This window comes from Bacillus cereus (genome assembly GCF_002564555.1).
In the GTDB taxonomy this organism is placed as follows: Bacteria; Bacillota; Bacilli; order Bacillales; family Bacillaceae_G; genus Bacillus_A; species Bacillus_A cereus_K.
Genome location: NZ_NUVD01000095.1, coordinates 111,156 through 132,752 on the forward strand (window position 1 = coordinate 111,156; position 21,597 = coordinate 132,752).

The following is a 21,597-nucleotide window of genomic DNA, read 5'->3' on the forward strand; positions in this document are numbered from 1 at the left end:
CACATATTGTTCAAACCTTTTTTTCTCATTCATACACATGTGTTGACTTAATAACATTCATCTTATTCATTTCATTACTAGTTGTTAATACTTAGTGTATACAAAAAACATCTTTCCTACAAAAACAAAAAAGCCAGCAATGCTGACTTTTTATCCGGCCATTTTCTCTCTTTTCATTTCTTCTACTACGCTCGTATACTTCTCTTCATTAAATTCATTTTCACTTTTTGCAACAACTACAGTCGCAATACCGTTACCAATTAAATTAACGATAGCACGTGCTTCTGACATGAAACGATCAACCCCAAGTAAAAGTGCTAGCCCTTCTAATGGGATAACATTCAGTGCAGATAACGTAGATGCTAGTACAATAAATCCTCCACCTGTTACTGCTGCTGCACCTTTAGATGTAACTAACAAAATAGCTATTATAGTTAATTGTTGACCTAGTGAAAGATCGACGTGAAAAACTTGTGCTAAAAATATGGTTGCCATTGATAAATAAATTGTCGTTCCATCTAAGTTAAAAGAGTAGCCCGTTGGAATAACTAAACCTACTACCGGCTTTGAACACCCGAAGTCTTCCATTTTTGTCATCATACGCGGCAGTACAGATTCTGATGATGATGTACCTAGAACAATGAGTATTTCTTCTTTAATATGCGCTAAATATTTCCACAAGCTAAATTTATACAATTTACAAATAAAATTTAAAACGATAAAAACAAATAATGCCATTGTCGCATATACACAAATCATTAATTTACCAAGTGGTATTAACGTACTTATACCATACTTACCAATTGTAAAAGCCATTCCGCCAAATGCCCCAATTGGTGCCAATTTCATAACAATCGATAATATGTTAAAGAACACTTTCGACAATCTATCAAAAAAATCGATAACAGGTTGTCCATTTTTTCCAAGCATCGTTAACCCTGCACCAAATAAAATGGAGAAGAATAACACTTGTAAAATATCCCCTTTAGCAAATGCCTCAAACATATTAGAAGGAACGATATGTAAAAAGAAGTCCATCCACTGCATTTCTTGCCCTGTTTGGACATATTGCGAAACATCTCCACCCTGTAATTTTGAAGGATCTAATCCATCCCCAGGGCGTACGACATTCGCTACAATAATACCAATAACAAGAGCGAAAGTTGTAACAATCTCAAAATATAATAACGCTTTCCCACCAACGCGTCCTACCTTTTTCATACTACCCATACTTGCAATACCAAGTACAATTGTTAAAAAGATTATTGGTGCAATGACCATTTTAATCATATTAATAAACGTCTCACCAATTGGCTTCATTTGTTGTCCGACGCTTGGCCAAATTGCACCTACTGTAATACCACAAATAATTGCCACAATAACTTGGAATGTTAAATTCTTTGCAATCCTCATTTTTAAATACTCCCCTGTTTTTTCATTTCTCCCATACGATTTCAATCATTGACAATCCTTTATTTTATGTAATTGCCCCCTTGCTATTTAACTTGAACCCCTTTATTATGTTACACTATTATGGATAAATTTTAAATAGTATATAACAATTAATCATAAATGATATACTATTAAACAAAAAAGCCCACCTTTTCAGTGGACTTTCTACTTTATAACGGTAAATCTCTCTTCCTAAATACTACAATTGCTAGTATAAAGATACAAATCGCTCCAGCAGTTAAGCCTATACTTACTGGCCATATACTATACGTTCCTTCAGCAATTTCTTTCGGACGAAACAGCGTAAATAATGATAGACTTCTCATCCACTCTAACTTATCGCTTAATTTACCTACCATATCTAATACGAAAAATAAAATTGTTAAACTTGCTGAATAACTCAGTGCCTTTCTTTCATCATTACATATGCAAGAAAAGAAAAATGAATATGCACTAACTACTAAAAATATGAGCCCTCCGACTACATTTATCTTCAAAAACAATTCTTTATTTAAGTTATTATCTTTTAAAAACCATTCTGCACCTAATATACCCGCTACATACGTAACAAAGACAATGATTAATAATCCCAATATAAGAACAGCCGCTTGCGTAATGGCAATTCTCACTCTAGATATAGGCGTCGCTAACAAGTATGCCATCGCTCCTTTATCTACATGACGAGCAATTAAATGTGTCGCAACTGTTACGCAAAAAATTGTTAAAATAATAATAAACAATAGACTATAATATTCACCAGCTAAAAAATCCATTACGTTTTGAATCGGACTTTCCATACCAACAATTTTTTTCACACTATCAGGCATAGCACTTATTAATTCATTTAAACCTTTCGCTGAAACCATTGACGGGAATATCCAAATTAATAACCATAAATATAGAGCGGCACCAGTCGCATAACTCAAAATACTTTTTTGCGTTTCTTTCAAACTAGCTAAAAACAATTGCTTATTCATGCTTTATCCCTTCTTTCTTATCGTAATAATGCATAAATAAATGTTCTAAATCAGTCGCTCTCGTTTGAAGTGCAGTTACATTATAATTTGAAAGTATTTGTAAAACAGTTTGATAGTTTCCTTGCACAATAATTGATGCTGTTTTCCCTTTCACAGCCTCGAATTGTAAATTTGATTGTGTAAGTGACAGTATTTCCTCTTGAGATGATACTGTTACATCTATCACCTGTCGTCTCATTCCTTGTAAATCATGAATATTTTCAACCGTTACAAGGCGACCGTCTTTAATAATCGCTACTCTATCACACGTTCTCTCAATTTCAGTAAAAATATGTGAGGACATAAGAATCGTTTTCCCTCTTTGCTTTTCCTCTAGTATTAAATCTATAAACACTTGTTGCATAAGTGGATCGAGCCCTGATGTCGGTTCATCTAAGATTAGTACTTCTGGATCGTGCATAAATGCAGCGACAATCCCTACTTTTTGCTTCATCCCTTTAGACATTTTTCGAATCGGTGTTTTCACATCAAATTGCAGACGTTCTATTAGTTCATCTCGTCTTTTCGTATCCTTTAGCCCACGCATTCCTTGCATTAACTTTAAAAACTCTAATCCATTCATTCCTTCAATAAAAGAAATTTCTCCTGGTAGATAGCCAACTTCTCTTTGAATTTTCGCTGCTTCATTCCAACAATCTAATCCGAAAATTGTCGCTTTACCTGATGTCGGTTTTATAAACCCCATTAAATTACGAATCGTTGTTGATTTCCCAGCACCATTCGGTCCTAAGTAACCGAATACTTCCCCTTCTTTCACATCAAATGTAATATGAAACAAACCTTTTCCATTTGAAAATTGTTTTGTGACATCTTGAACTGAAATCATAATTCCACCTCATTTTTTGAAATATTTTATTCATGATATTTCAAAATTATTGTACTCCTCATCTTTCATATTCGCAACAACTTTTTGAAATATTTATATGTCCATATTTCAAAAATGTTGTTTTCACCTACATTTTCTTGTATATTTTAATTGAGGTGATTGCATTGAACGGTTTTGAAAAAGTGAAAGAAAAGAAAAAACGTGCCATTAAAAAAGCAGCCTTCGTTTTATTTTCAGAACGTGGATTTAATGAAGTGAAAATAGAAGATATTGCAAAAGAAGCAAACGTTTCTCAAGTTACAATTTATAATCATTTTGGAAGTAAAGATGCTTTATTTAGAGAGCTTATACAAGAATTTGTAGAGAACGAATTCCATTACTATAAAGAATTAGCAGCTGAAGATATACCTTTTCACGAAATGATGCAAAAAATGATTATTAGAAAAATGGAAACTGGTGGGTTATTTCAGCCCGATATGTTGTTACAAATGATGCAAAAAGACGAAGCGCTCCGAGAGTTTATTTATCGTTATCAAAACGAAAAAATCCTGCCCTGGTATTTAGAAATATTAGAACGAGCTCAGCGTAAAAATGAAATAAATCCTCACCTTTCAAAAGAAATGATGTTACTTTACATTCAAATGTTCACTAAATTAGGTGATGATTTCGGAGCAAAACTTCTTGAAAGAGATCGAGAAAAGCATATACAAGATATAGTTACAATGTTTTTTTATGGTCTTTCTGTTCCACAGTAGAGTAGAAAACTGAAACAGATTAAATTTCTTTAGGGATGGCTTTGCCATCTCTTTTCTGTTTCAGCCTCCCCTCATCAAACCGTACGTGAGGTTTTCCCTCATACGGCTTTCCGATGTTCTTCCTTCTTTGGCTTTCAGCTTGTTCTAGCTTCCTACTTTCACGAGTGTGTATGTTGTTTTCTTCATCAAACCCTTGATATGACCATGTTTCTTTCGAACATTTCTTTTCTTATTCCAGAAAAGGTTAAGCCGTTCTAAGACGTACCAATCTATTTTACCGAGCCACTTCTGTCCAATTGAAGATAAGCTATAATAATTTTTTGAACCCTTGCAGAATTCTATTTAAACCTTTCACCATCTCTTCCAATTGTAAATACAGTTTGTTCCTCGGCTCTGTGTATCTTTTAATGCGTTCCCGCATTTTCTTCATGGCTTTCTGGCTCGGAATATGTGCCATCACATACACTTTCTTCCCGCCTTTTACATGTTTAGGGTATTTTCGGTGGTGAAATCCTAGAAAATCAAATCCCTCGTTTCCATCCCACGTATTCACTAACTTCGACTTTTCTGTATGGATTGTAAGTTCTAATTTATTCATAATAGATTGTAGTATCTGAATACTCTCTAGTGCTTGTTGTTTTGTTTGACATACGATGACAAAGTCATCGGCATATCGAATCAGTTCCCCAAGATGTTTACACTTCTTTTCCCAAATGGTATCCATATAGTTTAAATATATATTAGAAAGTAAAGGAGATATCACGCCACCTTGTGGTGTACCTACTGTCGTTTCATGAAATTGCGCATGTTCCATGATTCCCGCTTCCAACCATTTTCTAATGAGTTTCAACACTCTTCGGTCACTGATTCTTCTTTCTAGAAGCCTCATTAATTTGTCATGATTAATATTGTCAAAGTATCCTTGTATGTCCACATCTACAATCCAGTGAGATGTTTTACTCGCTTTCCGTATCTTCGATATCGCTTGATGTGCGTTTCGTTTCGGGCGAAATCCATACGAACATTCTTGAAAATCAGCTTCAAAGATAGGTTCTATCACCAATTTCGTTGCCATTTGTACAACCCTATCTTTGATCGTGGGAATTCCAAGTGGTCTTTGTTTCCCATCACCTTTTGGAATATACGTTCTTCTTACAGCTTGTGGATGGTAGGATTTACTTTTCAATTCTATATATAATTCATTGAGAAAGTTTCGTTCTCCATATTGATACACGATTTCTTCAATCGTCTGTCCATCAATTCCACCGCTCCCTTGATTCCGTTTTACCCTTCTCCATGCTTCAACCAATATGTCAGGACGATATATTTTGTCATACAACGCGTGAAACCTACGACTTGAACTTTCTTTGGCACAAAGATATAAAGTCTTCCAAAGTTCTTGAGCTTTTACATCGGTGTAGTTAGCTAGTTTTCCAGCATTCACTCACTCTTACCTCCTTCCAACTTATGAACAAAGTAGAGGTCCTTCCCTACATAACGTTGTGTTGTCGTTATGATATTCAGTACTATGACCTCCTCCGACTCCCTCTTTACAGTCCACCATTTCGCATATGCTTATAGGTTTCCCCTCTCCTTTCTGAAAGAAAGGGCAAAGGAGGGTCTCCCCAGTTCCAGACACTACTTTCTCAACATACCGCCCTCCTTACCCCGAGGGATTCTTCGATGTCGTATTTCCAAGTTCTTCACATCTTCCATGGTCTTCGCCTATATTCTCCAGGCTCGACTTCCCTTTGTCCTATCGCTAGGTTTCTTTTAACGAGGCGGCAAGGTTCACTTTATGTTACGGTCTGTTGATTCGCTCGCACTTCTAGTAGAAGTTACTTTGTCACAGGGCTTCAACCTTAGGATTTCTCCACCAGCTGCCTGTCAGCTACTAGGCGACTTGGCTCTTACCTAGGCTGGACTTTCACCAGCAAGCAGTGCCCAGCTTAGCTGGGCACGCAAAATAAAAAAGACACGAAATTCGTGTCTTTTTTATTTTACAGAAATGACTTTACCTGTTTCACTACTTTCAATCGCTAATTGAATCAGTTTAATAACATCTAAACCTTCTTGTGCTGTTACGGGTAATTTTTCGCCATTTACAATACTATCTCTTACACCTTTATAATACATGTCATAGCAGCCGGCTTCTGTTGGAATGCGCTCCAATCTTTCTTCTGTTTCTAAAGTAGCAAAATTCTCTTCAACGTCTACTCCATAACCGTTATCCCCCGGCTTCATTCCATTCTTTAACTGCTCTTCTTGTGAATCCATACCGTATTTCACGATTGATCCTTTATCTCCATGTACTGTAAAATGCGGTCCTGCTTGTTTCACGTAACTGCTACTATGTAAAATGACACGCTTAACGCCATAATGTAGTACAACGTGGAAATAGTCATCAATCTCTGCATCTGGTCGCTGTTTTATTACATCTGCACTTATCGCATCCGGTTTCCCAAATAACGATAACGCTTGGTCAATTAAATGCGATCCTAAATCATATAATATACCTGAACCTGGTAAATTCTTTTCTCGCCAGCGATCGCGTACATGTGGGCGGAAACGATCGAAATGCGCTTCGTATGCGTATACATTTCCTATTCTTTTTTCTTCTAACAATTTCTTTATCGTTAAGAAATCATTATCAAAACGACGATTGTGATATACACTTAACACAACATTATGTCGCTCTGCTAATGAAATAAGTTCTTCCCCTTCTTCAATTGAAACAACAAATGGTTTCTCCACAACTACATGCTTACCATGTAAAATCGCTTCTTTTACATATGGAAAATGAGTTGTATTCGGTGAAGTGATGACAACTAATTCAATATCAGCTCGTTTCACTAATTCTTCAATTGTGCCAACAACGTCAGCATTTGGTAATGCTTGTTTCACCACTTCTTCTTTTGATGATAAAATAGCACGAATATCATATTCTTCTATCGTTTGTAATAATGGGATGTGAAATGTTGTACTAGAAAATCCAAACCCTACAATCCCTACACCTATTTTTTTCATGTGCCCCTCCATTTATGAGAACGATTTCACTTCAATATTATAACAAGATTATTTTTTAATACATAATAATTTGCCTAGCAAAAAGCACCTTGCTACTATTCATAGCAAGATGCTTCTTCTATTCTGGTCTTTTCTTTGTCCACGTTTCTACTACTTCACCAGTATCATTAACATCTAGCACTAAACTACCGTTACTATACCTGTCCTTATTTCGATACGCTTTTGGATCAATTTCTTCTACAATGTGTTTCTCTGTCTTCATGTAAATTAATTCATCGTCCCGAACAATTTCAATACCGACAATACGGTACGGATTACGTTTTAACTCTTTGAAAATAACAAGACCTCGTTTCGCCCTCGTTGATTTTTCAATTTCTGACGCCTTTATTCGTTTAACAGCACCACGCTGCGTTACAAGTATAAGTTGGTCTTTTTCACCGTTTAACGGTTTACCAGAAGCGACATAATCGTCTTCTTTTAAATTAATCGCTTTTACACCAGCAGCTCTTACACCAACTGGGCTTACTTCATCTTCATGGAAAATCAGTGCATATGCACCATGTGTCGCAAGAACAATATCACTCGTTCCATCTGTTGCAAATATATCGACAACTTCATCATCTTTTTTCAAGTTTACAGCGACGAACGCTCTTGAATAGCGCTGTACTTTATATTGATTTAATTCTGTTTTCTTTATCATGCCATTTCGTGTTACAAATACGATAAATCGTTTTTCTTCTTCAAAGTTCGGTACGACAGTTGCCCAAATGATCGTTTCATCTCGGTCGAGTGAAACAATGTTAGCAACGTGCTGACCTAAATCTTTCCAACGAATATCTGGCATTTCGTATACTGGAAGATATATATAGTTACCTTTATTCGTAAATAAGAGGACTGTCTCTGTCGTATTTGTATCAAAGCGTTCGAGTAAGATGTCACCCTCTTTCATACCGAAGTCTTTTCCGTTTGAGGCATTATGCGAGCGCCATCCAGTACGTTTCACATATCCTTCTTTCGTTACAGTAACGATGACATCTTCTTGTGGAATCATCACTTCCACATCTATTTTAATTTCCTCAATTTGTTCTTCAATAATAGCGCGGCGATCATCACTATATGTTTTCTTAACTCTCTTTAAATCAGTTTTAATTACTTGAAGTAATCTTTTTTCACTTTGTAAAATCGACTGTAACTCTATAATTTTCTTATTAAGCTCATCCGCCTCTTGTTCTAATGCTGTAATATCTGTATTTGTTAAACGATATAATTGCAGGGATACAATTGCTTCCGATTGCGCTTCTGTAAAACCAAATTTTGCACTTAAATTATCTTTCGCATTACGCTTATCTTTTGAAGCACGGATTGTCTCGATTACTTGGTCTAAAATCGATAATGCTTTCTTTAAACCTTCTACAATATGTTGACGATTTTCTGCTTTTCGTAATTCATATTGTGAACGTCTCGTAATGACTTCTTTTTGATGTCCAATATATGCATCCAAAATCTTAGGTAATGTCATAAGTGTTGGACGGCGATTATTGATCGCTACCATATTAAAATTATATGGGATTTGTAAATCTGTATTTTTATATAAATAATTTAAAATTCCTTCAGCGTTTGCTTCTTTTTTTAATTCTACAACAATACGAAGACCTGTACGATCCGTCTCGTCACGAACTTCAGCGATTCCATCTAATTTTTTATCTAGACGTAATTCATCCATTTTCTTAACAAGGTTTGCTTTATTCACTTCATAAGGAATCTCAGTGATTACGATTTGCTGTTTACCACCACCGCGCATCATTTCAACTTCTGCTTTTCCGCGAATAATAATTTTACCTTTACCTGTTTCATACGCCTTTTTAATCCCATCAATCCCTTGAATAATACCGCCTGTTGGGAAATCTGGTCCTTTAATAACTGTTAATAAATCATCAACAGTACTATTTGGCTTATCAATACGCATCATTGTCGCATCAATAACTTCTCCAAGATGATGCGGAGGAATTTCTGTTGCATAACCAGCAGAAATTCCTGTAGATCCGTTCACTAATAAGTTCGGGAACGCTGCTGGTAATACAACTGGTTCTTCACTCGTATCATCAAAGTTTGACACGAATTCTACTGTTTCTTTATCTAAATCACGTAATAACTCCGATGCGATTGGCGATAAACGCGCTTCTGTATAACGCATTGCCGCTGCTGGATCCCCATCAACACTACCATTATTACCATGCATTTCAACTAAAACATTACGCACTTTCCAAGTTTGACTTAAACGTACCATCGCCTCATATACAGAGGAATCACCATGTGGATGATAATTACCGATAACGTTACCTACTGTTTTAGCTGATTTACGAAACGCTTTATCATGTACGTTTCCTTCTACATACATAGAGTATAAAATACGTCTTTGTACCGGTTTTAAACCGTCACGCGCATCTGGAAGCGCTCGGTCTTGAATTATATATTTACTATAACGTGCAAAGCGGTCACCTAACACGTCTTCAAGCGGGAGGTCATGAAACTTCTCTGCTTGCATGTTATTCCACCTCCGTCTCCATTATCATTTCATTTTCTAAAATATTACCCTCTTCTTGCATACCGAATTGTACGTTGCGTTCGATCCATTTACGACGAGGTTCTACTTTATCGCCCATTAACGTTGTAACGCGGCGTTCCGCTCTTGCTGCATCATCAATTTTCACGCGAATTAATGTACGTGTTTCAGGATTCATAGTTGTTTCCCATAATTGATCCGCATTCATTTCACCAAGTCCTTTATAACGCTGTAACATATAGCCTTTTCCAACTTTTTTCGTTACACCATCTAATTCTTCATCTGACCATGCGTATTCAATAACTTCACTCTTTCCCTTACCTTTACTTACTTTGTATAAAGGAGGCAGTGCGATAAATACTTTACCAGCTTCGATAAGTGGTTTCATATATCTGTAGAAGAACGTTAGTAACAATACTTGAATATGTGCTCCATCTGTATCGGCATCAGTCATAATTACAACTTTATCGTAGTTAATATCTTCAACATCAAATTCATTTCCTACGCCGCCGCCAATCGCATAAATGATTGTATTAATCTCTTCATTTTTAAAGATATCAGCAAGTTTTGCTTTTTCTGTATTAATTACTTTACCACGTAATGGTAATACCGCCTGAAAACGTCGGTCTCGTCCTTGCTTTGCAGAACCACCAGCAGAGTCACCCTCTACTAAATATAATTCATTTTTTTGCGGATTACGTGATTGTGCAGGCGTTAACTTCCCGCTTAAAGTACCTTCTGATTTTTTCTTCTTCTTACCACTACGTGCTTCTTCTCTCGCTTTACGAGCAGCCTCACGTGCTTGCGCTGCTTTAACTGCCTTTCTCACAAGAAGTGTAGCTACATCCGGGTTTTCTTCTAAAAAGTAAGCTAAATGCTCTGATACAATTGCATCAATTGAAGAACGAGCTTCACTTGTACCTAGTTTTCCTTTTGTCTGTCCTTCAAACTGAAGTACTTCTTCTGGTACACGTACAGAAACAATAGCTGCTACACCTTCACGAATATCTGTACCTTCTAAGTTTTTATCTTTTTCTTTTAATAGTGAAACTTTACGAGCATACTCATTAAACACACGTGTCATCGCTGTCTTAAATCCCGCTTCGTGTGTTCCGCCATCTTTTGTACGTACGTTATTTACAAACGAAAGAATGTTTTCTGAGTAACCATCGTTAAATTGAAATGCTAGTTCTGCTTCAATCCCATTTTGTTCACCAGTGAAGTATACAACTGGATGAATGGAATCTTTTTCTTCGTTTAAATATGAAACGAAAGCTTCAATTCCTGTTTCATAATGAAATACATCTTCTAAATCATTTCGTTCGTCTTTTATTGAAATCTTCATTCCTTTTAATAAGAATGCTGATTCGCGTAATCTCTCACATAATGTTTCATAATTGTAATTTGTTGTACTGAAAATCGTTGTATCTGGTTTAAAGTGCATCGTTGTACCAGATTCTTTCGTTTTCCCGATTTTCTCTAACGTCGTTGCAGGGATACCACCATTTTCAAAGCGTTGTTCATAAACGTTACCATCACGCTTAATCGTTACGACTAGCCATTCTGATAATGCGTTTACAACTGATGCCCCAACACCGTGTAAACCACCACTTGTTTTATAGCCACCTTGTCCAAACTTACCACCAGCATGAAGTACAGTTAATATAACTTCAGGTGTAGGTTTCCCAAGTTTATGCATTCCCGTAGGCATTCCTCGCCCTTTATCAATAACACTAATACTATTATCTTTATGTATTACGACAGAAATTTCGTCGCCAAATCCCGCTAACGCTTCGTCAACGGAGTTATCTACTATTTCATATACTAAATGATGCAATCCACGGCTATCCGTACTCCCGATATACATACCCGGGCGTTTTCGAACGGCTTCAAGTCCTTCTAACACTTGAATTGCATCTTCATTGTATTGGAACTGATGCTTCGCCAAACTCCTTGCCCCTTTCCTAATCAAATCAGAACATATGTTTCTATTATAGAATAACGCCTAACCTATCGTTTTGGCAAGTTATCTTATCTCTTTTATATACCTTTTTCAATAGAAAAATCCTTGTTTTTTCACAAGGATTCCTCTAGGCTACTATTTCAGAAAAATAATCGTTTGTCAACGAGAAATGGATATGTATTCCAAGATTACACATTCCAAACCTTTATCATGATCCAAATGATCAATATCCAAAATGGGATAACGAGTAACAATCCCCACAAACAGCCTTTAAAAAATCTCATGATGAACACCTCGTTCATCGGCCCTGCTTGTACATATAGAGGGCTGAATCAATCTTTCTACCTTTACAATCTAAACTATTTTGTCATCGCATGTTCTACTTTAATACAACGATCCATTATTACAGTATAGTCTTTATCTTTTAAAAGTTTGTACGTATCTTCATCTTGTACTCCTAATTGTGCCCAAAAAACATCTGCATCAATCTCAACAAATTCTTTTGCAACATCCATTAAAAACTCCGAGCGACGAAATACATTTACAATATCAACATGTTCTTTAATATCCTTTAGCGAAGAAACTGCCTTTTCGCCAAGCACTTCATCAACGGTTGGATTTACTGGAATAATACGGTATCCAGCATCTTGCATTGCTTTTGAAACCATATACGATGTACGTTCTGGCTTATCTGATAATCCAACAACTGCAATTGTTTTGCTTTTCTTCAATACTTCACCAATTTCCGTACGAGTTGGGTTTTCAATTGTCATAATTAATCCCTCCTATTCCTTTAGTATAGCCGATAAAGAAAGTCTCTTTCAACATGAAAGAGACTTTCTTTTATTCCGATTATTGATTCTTAGTAGCTGAGTTATCTGCTAACGTAGCTGTTTTCGTCATTTTTTGACCGTTGCGATAGAATGTAACTTCCACTTTCTCGCCTACTTTTTTCTTTTCATATAAATATTTACGGAACTGAAGTGAATTTTCTACTTTTTGATCATCTAATGCTACTACAATATCATATTGTTCTAAACCAGCTTTTTCTGCCGGTGATACTGGATAAATTTTACCTAATACAACACCATTTGTTACTTCTTTTGGTACTTTTAATTGGTTTAATGCATAAGCTTGCACATCTTCTAATGAAACAACACCTACACCAAGAGCTGGGCGTTTCACTACTCCATCTTTTTCAAGCGATTCAATAACTGGTTTTGCAACGTTAATTGGAATTGCAAATCCAATCCCTTCAACTTCTTGTTGCGCAATTTTACTTGAGTTAATTCCAATTAATTCACCGTTTTGGTTAAATAATGCGCCACCACTATTACCAGGGTTAATTGCTGCATCTGTTTGAATAACTTGTGCTTGCCAGTCTGGACGTTGGTCTCCATCAATGTCTACTGGAATTTCACGTTCTTTACTACTGATGATACCTTCCGTTACACTACCATCAAATCCTAACGGGTTACCAATCGCAATCGCTTTTTCACCAGCACGAAGTTTACTAGAATCACCTAAAGTTGCAACTTTATTAACAGCAGATCCATCAATCTCTACAACTGCTAAGTCTAACCAAGGATCCTTACCAACTAATTTTGCATCAACTTGCTTGCCGTCGCTCAGTTTTACCGCAAGTTTATTTGCACCATCTACTACGTGGTTATTGGTTACAATATATGCTTTATTTCCTTCTTTTTTATAAATAACACCTGATCCTGTACCAGCTGTTTGCTCTTGTTCTGTCTGTTGCATCGCAAATGGATCAACGACTTTTTGCATATTAATTACACCAACTACAACATCCTTTGCACCTTCAACCATACCTGGTAAATCAGTTTCTCCTTTTACCTTATTTGATACAGGAGCTACCGTACCTTCTACTTGTTGATTTGAATTAAATGATGAAACTGTTGCCTCATTATTTTGCATCCACGGCATGTAAGGTGCTGCAAAACTAATCGTAACCGCCCCGACTACAGCTCCCACTAAACCTGTGAAGAAATATCCTTTTTTACTGCCTGATTTTTTCAATTCTCTCGTTTCACTATGCTCTTCATTCAAATTTGGTCCGTCGTAATATCCCATGTTTTATTTCCCCTCTCTGGTGAATTCGTATTTTCAGTATAGCCACGTTTTGTGTCCTTCTTGTGAACTCATCGTGAAATCCAATTAAAAAAATACTCTTATCTACCATAGTAGACAATAAAAGTATTTTTTGTACATTTCCACCTATAAAGGAGAATGTAAATTTGCTATATTCTCAAGCTAAAGGGCATAGTAACCTTTATGATTATTCTTCAAACTTGTAACCCACTCGAATGACAGTACCGATATGCTTCGCTTTATCTCCTAGCTTATTTCGCAGTTTTTTAATATGTGTATCAACCGTTCGGTCATCACCGTAGTAATCATATCCCCATAACTGATCTAATAAATGTTGACGTGACAACACAATTCCTTTGTTCTCCATTAAATAAACGAGAAGCTCGAACTCCTTATGCGTCAATATAATTTCTTCTCCATCTACTAAAACAGTTCTAGATAGTCGATTCACATCTATCCCTGCTAATGACATAGCATTTTCTTCAGCTACTCCTACTGCACCATCTGCACGTTTCAATAATGTCTTTGCGCGAGCTACTAGTACTTTCGGGCTAAAAGGTTTTGTTACATACTCATCTGCACCTAATTCGAAACCTAGTAATGTATCATCCTCGTCTGAACGTGCTGTCAGCATAATAATTGGTACTGCTGATTCTTTTCTAATTCGTCTACAAACAGACCATCCATCTATTTCTGGTAACATAATATCTAACATAATTAAATCAATTGTATGTTCAGCAAATAATTCTAACGCTTTTTTTCCATCTTCTGCTTCGATTACTTCAAAGCCTTCATTACGAAAATAATCACTAACAATTTCACGTAATCTTCTTTCATCTTCAACTAGCAATACTGTTTTATTCATATAATCTATCCCGCCTTTTTACTCTTTCAATCGAATAATACGTTGATTGGAGCTTCCGCGAAATGGAAGTGTTAAATCTCTTTTCTCGATTTCAAATCTTCCATCGACTAAAACATCCGCATAATGTAACAACTCTATCATATCATTATTTTGAGAACTCTGTATCTCTTCTAACATATAACCTGTATACATCCATAGATTTTTTTTCAATTCTTTCACGGCTTTTGCCACTTTTTTCACTTCAGAAGCTTGAAAAAATGGATCTCCACCTGAAAATGTTACATCAGTTAATGGATTACTTTCAATCTCTTTCACAATTTCTTCTACTGTCATTTCAGTTCCATTGCAAATATTCCACGATTTCGGATTATGGCAGCCTAAACAACGATGCGGACAGCCCGCAAAAAACACGACTGTCCGCAATCCTTCTCCATCCACTACACTATCATGAATGATGTTCATAACTTTCATTTATGCTTCACCCGATCCTTCTCTTCACTACGTTTCGCACTATTCCACTTCGACATATCTCCTACAAGATATCCTGTTATTCGGCGAATTCTTTCTATATTTGCCTCGTCTTCATTTCCACAGCTCGGACATTCATTTCCAATAACTCCGTGATAATTGCAGCACTTACAACGATCAACAGGATGATTAATTGAACCGTACCCAACACCATACTCTGCCATCGCCTGTACAATTTGTTTTAACGCCTTTTTGTTATGCATAGCTGTCCCGTCTAGCTCAATATACGTAATATGCCCCCCATTACATAGAGCATGGAACGGTCCTTCTAAACGAATTTTATTTATCGCTTGAATATCATAATAAACCGGTACATGGAATGAATTTGTATAATAATTATGATTTGTCACACCACTAATTTCACCAAAGTCTTCTCTATCTTTCTTTACAAACTTTCCAGATAACCCTTCCGCTGGCGTTGCAATTACAGAAAAATTGAGTTGATGTTCTTCCGTTGCCTTATCCATTCGCTCTCTCATAAAGGAAATGATTTCATACCCAAGTTTCCATGACTCTTCGTCTTCTCCATGATGCTTTCCAGTTAAAGCTACTAAACATTCTGCAAGGCCGATAAAACCAATACTTAACGTCCCTTGCTTTAAAATCGGTGCTACTGAATCTTCAGGCTGTAATGTTTCTCCACCACGCCATACACCTTGTGAATATAAAAATCTAAAATCTCTCGCTCGCTTCGTACATTGATACGTGAATCTCTCTAATAATTGCTTAATTCCTAAATCTAAGTAATAATTTAGCGCTTCAAAAAACGCTTCTTTCGATCCACTAATTAGCCCTAATTTCACTAAATTAATAGAAGTAAACGACAGATTACCTCTTCCTATTGCTGTTTCTTCTCCATGTATATTAGACATAACACGAGTGCGACATCCCATGTAACATACTTCACTTTCAGGTCGCCCATCATAATGCACTGCATTAAATGGAGCATCTAAAAATGAAAAGTTAGGGAATAATCGCTCTGCGGTTGTCTCTAATGCTAATTCAAACAAATCATAGTTCGGATCACATTCTTCAAAGTTCACACCTTTTTTCATTTTAAAAATTTGAATAGGGAAAATGGGTGTTTCTCCTTTTCCAAGTCCAGCTTGCGTCGCTTTTAACAATTGTTTAATTAACAGTCTTCCCTCTTTTGATGTATCTGTTCCGTAATTGATAGAAATAAACGGTACTTGTCCGCCGCCCCTACTATGCATACTATTTGAGTTATGAACGAAAGCCTCACATGCCTGATACGTATCATTTTCTGTTTCTTTCCATGCAAATTCCTCTATTTGTTCTTTCGTAAGCGGATATGACTGTAATCGATTTTTATGTCTCTCTACTGTTTTCCTCACATAGGGAGCTAAATCAATATCAAAGAGTGCAAACGATTGACCACCGTGTTGCATATTTTGATTCGCTTGAAAAATAATAGAAGAAAGGGCCAATGCACTTTTAATATCTTGCGGTCGTCTCATATGTCCATGTCCAGTATGAAAACCGTTAGCAAGCATTTGTGCTAACGGAATTTGCGAACAAGTCGTCGTTCCTGTCGCATAAAAATCTAAATCATGTGGATATAATATATTTTGATTTATCGCTTTTTTCACTTGATCTGATAATAAATTTTCTACTGCATAATATTTCGCACTCTCAGATGCGAACGTTCCCATTACTCCCATTGGAGAGCGGCCATCTACATTTGCGTTTTCTTGCATTAAATCTTGTTCATTGCCGTGGACAATTGTCTCAAACATTTTCATTAATTCTTCTCCACGTGTATTTTTTCGTAACATTTATAACCCTCCACCAATATGTTGTTGTCTTTTGATTAAAATGTTACTACATATAGTCTTACTGTTTCTGTGAGAAATGTAACATTCCTGTGAAATTTTTTTCACGAAATAATGAATTTTTCATTTACAAAAAAGAAATGTGCTCTTTACAAATGTGTGGTACAATAAACAGGAAAAACTCTTTTTACCCTTTATCAACACATTTGTATAAAGGAGACTGAACTCATGATTATTACATATCTTTTATTTATCGTTGCCTACTTACTTGGATCGATTCCATTTGCATTAGTCGTTGGGAAAATTGGTTATGGAATCGACATTCGTGAGCATGGAAGCGGTAATTTAGGCGGAACAAATACATTCCGCACGTTAGGGAAAAAAGCAGGTTTTATCGTTACAATTGCTGACATTTTAAAAGGTACATTAGCAACAGGTCTACCGATTATTTTCGGGTTAGATGTTCACCCGCTATGGTTCGGATTAGCAGCTGTTCTTGGACATGTATATCCGATTTTCGCGAAATTCCGTGGTGGCAAAGCAGTTGCAACTTCTGCTGGAGTGCTATTATGCTATTCACCAGTTGTTTTTGCAATATTAGCTGTTGTATTTTTCACCCTTTTATTTACAACAAGATACGTATCACTTTCTTCTATGGTAACAGCTGTCGTTGCTGTTATTGCATCCATTGTTAGCGGGGATAAAATCTTCATTATTGCGATGTGTTTATTAGCAGGTATGGTTATTTATAAACACCGTGCAAATATCGGACGAATTATAAATAAAACTGAACCGAAAGCAAATTTTTCAAAAAAGAAAAAATAAAATCGCAACCCACATAACGCAAAAAGAAAACGTGAAGCATATTAATAGCGTCTTTTTGCGTTATTTTTTATACTAAAGAAAAAGTAATATAACTTGGAGGAACTATACATGAATCTTTCCGTAACAAAAGAAGCAGCACAATGGTATAAAAACGAATTAAACTTACAATCAGGTGAAACACTACGCTTTTTCGTACAATACGGTGGTTGCAGTACTGTACAAAAAGGACTTTCTTTAGGTATTCGTAAAGATGACCCTGCACATCCTGCTGTTCAAATTCAAGAGGAAAGCATTAATTTCTTTATTGAAGGCGATGATGAGTGGTTCTTCGATGGACATAATTTATTAGTTACACTTAACGACTGTGATGATTTTCCTCAATTTAATTATGAAAAATAAAAAAGCGTGGCTGCTGCCACGCTTTTTTATTTTTTCTTAATTTCGTCATACTTCGCATACCACTCAGGATATAATTTTTTAAATGATACAGGGCGAAATCCTTCTTTTTTCGCACAAATATTCGTTGTAGTGGCTGTGATACAAAGCTCGCCTTCACCATTATAAATTTCATATCCATATACAACACGAAGCGGGCTCACACTATCAATCCAAGTTTTCACAATTGCCTTTTCTCCGTAACGCATTGCTTTACGATATGAAATTTGCAAGTCTAATACAGGAGAAATAATTCCCTCTTTCTCCATTTCCACATAGGAAAATCCTAATTCTTGTATAAGTTTCGTGCGCCCAAGTTCGAGCCACACTAAATAGTTTGAATGGTAAACAACACCCATCTGATCAGTTTCCGCATAACGGATTTCAACTTCATGTTCTGCTACAAACATTTCTATTCGCCTTCTTTCACTTCTGCTACCTTGCATACATTTAATCATAATACAGCGGAATCAAAAATAAAATAAAAACAGTGAATCTTTTACCGAAAGGGGCAAGCACATGATTCAAATTATAACTGTTCGTAGCGGTGATAGTGTTTATAGCTTAGCATCAAAATATGGATCTACACCTGAAGAAATTGTAAAAGACAATGGACTAAATCCAGCTGAAACTCTCGTTGTCGGTCAGGCACTTATCGTGAATACGAAAGGAAATAACTACTACGTACAGCCTGGTGACAGCCTGTATCGAATTTCTCAAACATATAACGTTCCCCTCGCTAGTTTAGCTAAAGTTAATAATCTATCTTTAAAATCCATTCTCCATGTCGGACAACAATTATATATACCAAAAGGTGCAAAGCGAGCCGTAGATTCCATCGCTTATTTACAACCTTCAACAATTCCAATAAAAGAAAGTTTAGTAAATGCTACACGTGCTATTAATCCATTTTTAACATACTTAGCGTACTTCAGCTTTGAAGCAAAAAGAGATGGTACATTAAAAGAACCTACTGAAACAGCTAAAATCGCTAATATTGCAACGCAAGGGAAAACCATCCCTATGCTCGTTATTACAAATATCGAAAACGGGAACTTTAGTTCTGAATTAACATCTGTTTTGTTGCGTGATCCAACCATTCAAAATAAATTTATTACGAACATTTTGCAAACGGCTGAAAAATACGGTATGCGAGACATTCATTTCGATTTCGAAAATGTGGCGCCTGAAGATCGCGAAGCATATAATCGCTTTTTACGAAATGTGAAAACACGCTTACCTAGCGGATATACATTAAGTACAACGCTTGTACCGAAAACAAGCTCCACTCAAAAAGGAAAATTCTTTGAAGCACATGATTATAAAACACAAGGGCAAATTGTTGATTTCGTCGTCATTATGACATACGACTGGGGTTGGCAAGGCGGGCCACCGATGGCAATTTCTCCTATCGGTCCTGTAAAAGAAGTACTTCAATATGCAAAATCTCAAATGCCTCCACAAAAAATTATGATGGGTCAAAATTTATACGGTTTCGATTGGAAACTTCCGTTTAAACAAGGAAATCCACCCGCAAAAGCTGTTAGTTCTGTCGCAGCCGTCGCATTAGCACGTAAATACAATGTTCCTATCCGCTATGATTTCACAGCTCAAGCCCCCCATTTTAATTACTTTGATGAAAACGGCGTACAACACGAAGTTTGGTTTGAAGATTCACGGTCTGTTCAAAGTAAATTCAATTTAATGAAAGAACAAGGTATCGGTGGCATTAGTTACTGGAAAATCGGTTTACCCTTCCCGCAAAATTGGCGTTTACTCGTTGAAAACTTTACAATTACAAAAAAGGGCTGACTTTTGTCAGCCCTTTTTTCATGCTACAATATTTAATTCTTCGTTTCATTTACATATAAAAAAGGAGAATGCAACATTCTCCTTTTCTTTAACCGTTATCTACAATCGGTTGTTTGCCAGTTTGGTCTTGCATTTGCTTCCCTTTATTTCCACCAGCTTTTTTCGATTGTGTTCCAATTTGATTTGGTGCAAAGTCTTTTGAATTCTTTTTCGGATTACCCATTACTATCGCCTCCTTAACACTAGTATCGTACTAGTGTTAAGAATTATTCAGCTTGCTTAAAAAGTTTCATTTCATAACGTTTTTCAATACGTTCTTCAATGCGATCGATTGCATCGCGATCACTTAATAATTGTTGTTTATTTTCATTTACAAGTTCTTCAAACGATTTACGGCGACTTCTTCTCATGCTGCTCACCCTTTCTCCTTCGCTTTCTTACTACATAGTATGAGCAAATGAAAAACTCTTTAATCAGATTTGCAAGAAAATTTTATGTTTTAGTACTCCTCTAAAAAAACTCCGTATACAATTTACTGTACACGGAGTTTTTTATACCCTAACATTTAAATACTCTTTTAATTTTTCATCTGCATTTGTTTCATTTTCTTTATACTCTTCAAGCGCTTGTAATACAAAATCATACTGTTCTAAAATATAACTTTCTAATTTCAAAACATCGTCTAAGCTATTAAGCATAATTCTCGTATTGCCAATTTCACTTTTTAAAGCTGGTTCACATATTAAGCTCGTACATATTTCTTTCACATCATCTTCTACTATTTCTGTTAATACGTATTTCTTTCTGCCTTTTACCTTTAATCTCATAACTGGATAAAAAGCTTTTATATCTAAGTAACTGCCTACGTTCATATAACGCAGCCATTCTACATTACGTTTATTGCGTGCAAGTATTGCTTTCACTGCTTCGTATACCACAGTTTCATCAAATACAGCCTTATTTACTTTTCGTTTCCCTTCATCTTCAGCAGATGCACATTTTTGATACACAGCTGCACACGTAATACAGTCGTCAAATGCATTATGAGAACTCAGACGAATTCCAAGCATTCGCTTTAACGTTTCAAGTTTATGATTAGGCGCATGCTTCATATATTTTTTTGCTAAGAACACCGTATCAATCACCTTATTTTTAGGCTCAGGTAATCCTAGCATATTTACATTACTTTTCAAAAAACGCATATCAAAAGAAGCATTATGAGCCACAATAACATTTGTATGTAAGAATGCTAAAAATAAAGGCAACACTTCTTCAATTGTCGGCGCATCTGAAACACGATAATTTGTAATACCTGTTAAACTCGTTATTCGGCTCGGAATTGGACGCTCTGGATTTACATATGAAACAAACTGATCTACTAGTTCATGATTACAATATTTCACTGCTGCAACTTGAATAATTTTATCATTATAAGGGTTAAATCCTGTTGTTTCAAAATCGATTACAACATAATCTAACGGTAAGGATACATTCCCCACTCCAACCCCTCCTTTATCTCTAAACGTTTATATTTCTTTTATCATAACATGCTGCTATCACTACGTGAAAAAGAAAAGGCAGAAATGGTAACTTTCCACCTCTAC

20 protein-coding genes are annotated in these 21,597 nt (G+C 36.0%); 4 read left to right on the forward strand and 16 right to left on the reverse strand.

Features of this window, described 5'->3' with window-relative positions; translation table 11 throughout:
• Window positions 1–150 precede the first annotated feature (150 nt).
• The 3 genes from COI75_RS21710 to COI75_RS21720 form a co-directional block, all read right to left on the reverse strand.
• Window positions 151–1,413, reverse strand: coding sequence for a dicarboxylate/amino acid:cation symporter (locus COI75_RS21710; protein ID WP_002095423.1), 1,263 nt, complete (start codon window positions 1,411–1,413; stop codon window positions 151–153).
• 209 nt (window positions 1,414–1,622) lie between these two features.
• Window positions 1,623–2,429, reverse strand: coding sequence for an ABC transporter permease subunit (locus COI75_RS21715; RefSeq protein ID WP_001041442.1), 807 nt, complete (start codon window positions 2,427–2,429; stop codon window positions 1,623–1,625).
• Window positions 2,422–3,315 (reverse strand): ABC transporter ATP-binding protein, encoded by an 894-nt coding sequence (locus COI75_RS21720; RefSeq protein WP_000626575.1) that lies wholly within the window; start codon window positions 3,313–3,315, stop codon window positions 2,422–2,424. Before COI75_RS21720 ends, COI75_RS21715 begins: the two co-directional genes overlap by 8 nt.
• Before the next feature lie 155 nt (window positions 3,316–3,470).
• On the opposite strand from COI75_RS21720, the gene COI75_RS21725 reads away from it, so the two are divergent.
• Entirely contained in the window at window positions 3,471–4,070 is a 600-nt protein-coding gene (locus tag COI75_RS21725; RefSeq protein WP_170958505.1) for a TetR/AcrR family transcriptional regulator, read from the forward strand.
• 307 nt (window positions 4,071–4,377) lie between these two features.
• Here the strand turns inward: COI75_RS21725 and ltrA are convergent, their stop codons facing one another.
• From ltrA to COI75_RS21780, 9 genes are all read right to left on the reverse strand, one after another.
• Window positions 4,378–5,514, reverse strand: coding sequence for a group II intron reverse transcriptase/maturase (gene ltrA / locus COI75_RS21730; protein WP_002095422.1), 1,137 nt, complete (start codon window positions 5,512–5,514; stop codon window positions 4,378–4,380).
• A gap of 551 nt (window positions 5,515–6,065) precedes the next feature.
• Complete coding sequence (locus tag COI75_RS21740) at window positions 6,066–7,097, reverse strand: oxidoreductase (RefSeq protein WP_000719734.1); 1,032 nt, start codon at window positions 7,095–7,097, stop codon at window positions 6,066–6,068.
• 118 nt (window positions 7,098–7,215) lie between these two features.
• The gene (gene parC, locus COI75_RS21745) at window positions 7,216–9,642 is read right to left on the reverse strand and encodes a DNA topoisomerase IV subunit A (RefSeq protein ID WP_001147459.1); all 2,427 of its coding nucleotides are present in this window, start codon (window positions 9,640–9,642) and stop codon (window positions 7,216–7,218) included.
• Window position 9,643: 1 nt separating this feature from the next.
• Window positions 9,644–11,608, reverse strand: a complete 1,965-nt coding sequence (parE, locus tag COI75_RS21750; RefSeq protein ID WP_001062209.1) for a DNA topoisomerase IV subunit B — start codon at window positions 11,606–11,608, stop codon at window positions 9,644–9,646.
• Window positions 11,609–11,982: 374 nt separating this feature from the next.
• The gene (locus COI75_RS21760) at window positions 11,983–12,396 is read right to left on the reverse strand and encodes a CoA-binding protein (RefSeq protein WP_000151388.1); all 414 of its coding nucleotides are present in this window, start codon (window positions 12,394–12,396) and stop codon (window positions 11,983–11,985) included.
• Window positions 12,397–12,475: 79 nt separating this feature from the next.
• Window positions 12,476–13,717, reverse strand: coding sequence for a S1C family serine protease (locus COI75_RS21765; RefSeq protein WP_000542625.1), 1,242 nt, complete (start codon window positions 13,715–13,717; stop codon window positions 12,476–12,478).
• A gap of 205 nt (window positions 13,718–13,922) precedes the next feature.
• A complete protein-coding gene (locus tag COI75_RS21770) occupies window positions 13,923–14,600 on the reverse strand; it encodes a response regulator transcription factor (RefSeq protein ID WP_001044687.1) in 678 nt (225 codons plus the stop codon).
• An 18-nt stretch (window positions 14,601–14,618) separates the two neighbouring features.
• Window positions 14,619–15,071 carry an anaerobic ribonucleoside-triphosphate reductase activating protein gene (nrdG, locus tag COI75_RS21775; RefSeq protein WP_000867070.1) on the reverse strand — a complete coding sequence of 151 codons (453 nt, stop codon included), beginning with the start codon at window positions 15,069–15,071 and terminating at the stop codon, window positions 14,619–14,621.
• Window positions 15,068–16,924 (reverse strand): anaerobic ribonucleoside triphosphate reductase, encoded by a 1,857-nt coding sequence (locus COI75_RS21780; protein ID WP_000944855.1) that lies wholly within the window; start codon window positions 16,922–16,924, stop codon window positions 15,068–15,070. The genes nrdG and COI75_RS21780 overlap by 4 nt, the downstream gene beginning before the upstream one ends.
• Before the next feature lie 225 nt (window positions 16,925–17,149).
• On the opposite strand from COI75_RS21780, the gene plsY reads away from it, so the two are divergent.
• Together plsY and COI75_RS21790 are read left to right on the forward strand one after the other, a co-directional pair.
• Entirely contained in the window at window positions 17,150–17,746 is a 597-nt protein-coding gene (plsY, locus tag COI75_RS21785) for a glycerol-3-phosphate 1-O-acyltransferase PlsY (RefSeq protein ID WP_000587637.1), read from the forward strand.
• Window positions 17,747–17,854: 108 nt separating this feature from the next.
• Window positions 17,855–18,145 carry a HesB/YadR/YfhF family protein gene (locus COI75_RS21790; RefSeq protein WP_098448637.1) on the forward strand — a complete coding sequence of 97 codons (291 nt, stop codon included), beginning with the start codon at window positions 17,855–17,857 and terminating at the stop codon, window positions 18,143–18,145.
• A gap of 26 nt (window positions 18,146–18,171) precedes the next feature.
• Here COI75_RS21790 and COI75_RS21795 read toward each other — a convergent pair whose 3' ends face one another.
• The gene (locus tag COI75_RS21795) at window positions 18,172–18,591 is read right to left on the reverse strand and encodes an acyl-CoA thioesterase (RefSeq protein ID WP_000495818.1); all 420 of its coding nucleotides are present in this window, start codon (window positions 18,589–18,591) and stop codon (window positions 18,172–18,174) included.
• Between the two features lie 109 nt (window positions 18,592–18,700).
• Between COI75_RS21795 and COI75_RS21800 the strand changes: the two genes are divergently transcribed.
• The gene (locus tag COI75_RS21800; protein ID WP_000614683.1) at window positions 18,701–19,993 is read left to right on the forward strand and encodes a glycosyl hydrolase family 18 protein; all 1,293 of its coding nucleotides are present in this window, start codon (window positions 18,701–18,703) and stop codon (window positions 19,991–19,993) included.
• A gap of 88 nt (window positions 19,994–20,081) precedes the next feature.
• Here the strand turns inward: COI75_RS21800 and sspN are convergent, their stop codons facing one another.
• The 3 genes from sspN to COI75_RS21815 all read right to left on the reverse strand — a co-directional run bounded on the left by sspN (window position 20,082) and on the right by COI75_RS21815 (window position 21,492).
• On the reverse strand, window positions 20,082–20,216 hold the full coding sequence (sspN, locus tag COI75_RS21805) for an acid-soluble spore protein SspN (RefSeq protein ID WP_000527988.1): 135 nt from the start codon (window positions 20,214–20,216) through the stop codon (window positions 20,082–20,084).
• Window positions 20,217–20,259: 43 nt separating this feature from the next.
• Window positions 20,260–20,403, reverse strand: a complete 144-nt coding sequence (locus COI75_RS21810) for an FbpB family small basic protein (RefSeq protein ID WP_001254699.1) — start codon at window positions 20,401–20,403, stop codon at window positions 20,260–20,262.
• Between the two features lie 141 nt (window positions 20,404–20,544).
• Window positions 20,545–21,492, reverse strand: a complete 948-nt coding sequence (locus COI75_RS21815; RefSeq protein ID WP_000528746.1) for a 3'-5' exonuclease — start codon at window positions 21,490–21,492, stop codon at window positions 20,545–20,547.
• Between the last annotated feature and the right edge of the window lie 105 nt (window positions 21,493–21,597).

Coding starts and splice junctions, on each gene's coding strand:
- COI75_RS21710 (WP_002095423.1), bottom strand. CDS start 1,413: ATGAGGATTGCAAAGAATTTAACATTCCAAGTTATTGTGGCAATTATT.
- COI75_RS21715 (WP_001041442.1), bottom strand. CDS start 2,429: ATGAATAAGCAATTGTTTTTAGCTAGTTTGAAAGAAACGCAAAAAAGT.
- COI75_RS21720 (WP_000626575.1), bottom strand. CDS start 3,315: ATGATTTCAGTTCAAGATGTCACAAAACAATTTTCAAATGGAAAAGGT.
- COI75_RS21740 (WP_000719734.1), bottom strand. CDS start 7,097: ATGAAAAAAATAGGTGTAGGGATTGTAGGGTTTGGATTTTCTAGTACA.
- parC (WP_001147459.1), bottom strand. CDS start 9,642: ATGCAAGCAGAGAAGTTTCATGACCTCCCGCTTGAAGACGTGTTAGGT.
- COI75_RS21760 (WP_000151388.1), bottom strand. CDS start 12,396: ATGACAATTGAAAACCCAACTCGTACGGAAATTGGTGAAGTATTGAAG.
- COI75_RS21765 (WP_000542625.1), bottom strand. CDS start 13,717: ATGGGATATTACGACGGACCAAATTTGAATGAAGAGCATAGTGAAACG.
- COI75_RS21770 (WP_001044687.1), bottom strand. CDS start 14,600: ATGAATAAAACAGTATTGCTAGTTGAAGATGAAAGAAGATTACGTGAA.
- nrdG (WP_000867070.1), bottom strand. CDS start 15,071: ATGAAAGTTATGAACATCATTCATGATAGTGTAGTGGATGGAGAAGGA.
- COI75_RS21780 (WP_000944855.1), bottom strand. CDS start 16,924: ATGTTACGAAAAAATACACGTGGAGAAGAATTAATGAAAATGTTTGAG.
- plsY (WP_000587637.1), top strand. CDS start 17,150: ATGATTATTACATATCTTTTATTTATCGTTGCCTACTTACTTGGATCG.
- COI75_RS21790 (WP_098448637.1), top strand. CDS start 17,855: ATGAATCTTTCCGTAACAAAAGAAGCAGCACAATGGTATAAAAACGAA.
- COI75_RS21795 (WP_000495818.1), bottom strand. CDS start 18,591: ATGTTTGTAGCAGAACATGAAGTTGAAATCCGTTATGCGGAAACTGAT.
- COI75_RS21800 (WP_000614683.1), top strand. CDS start 18,701: ATGATTCAAATTATAACTGTTCGTAGCGGTGATAGTGTTTATAGCTTA.
- sspN (WP_000527988.1), bottom strand. CDS start 20,216: ATGGGTAATCCGAAAAAGAATTCAAAAGACTTTGCACCAAATCAAATT.
- COI75_RS21810 (WP_001254699.1), bottom strand. CDS start 20,403: ATGAGAAGAAGTCGCCGTAAATCGTTTGAAGAACTTGTAAATGAAAAT.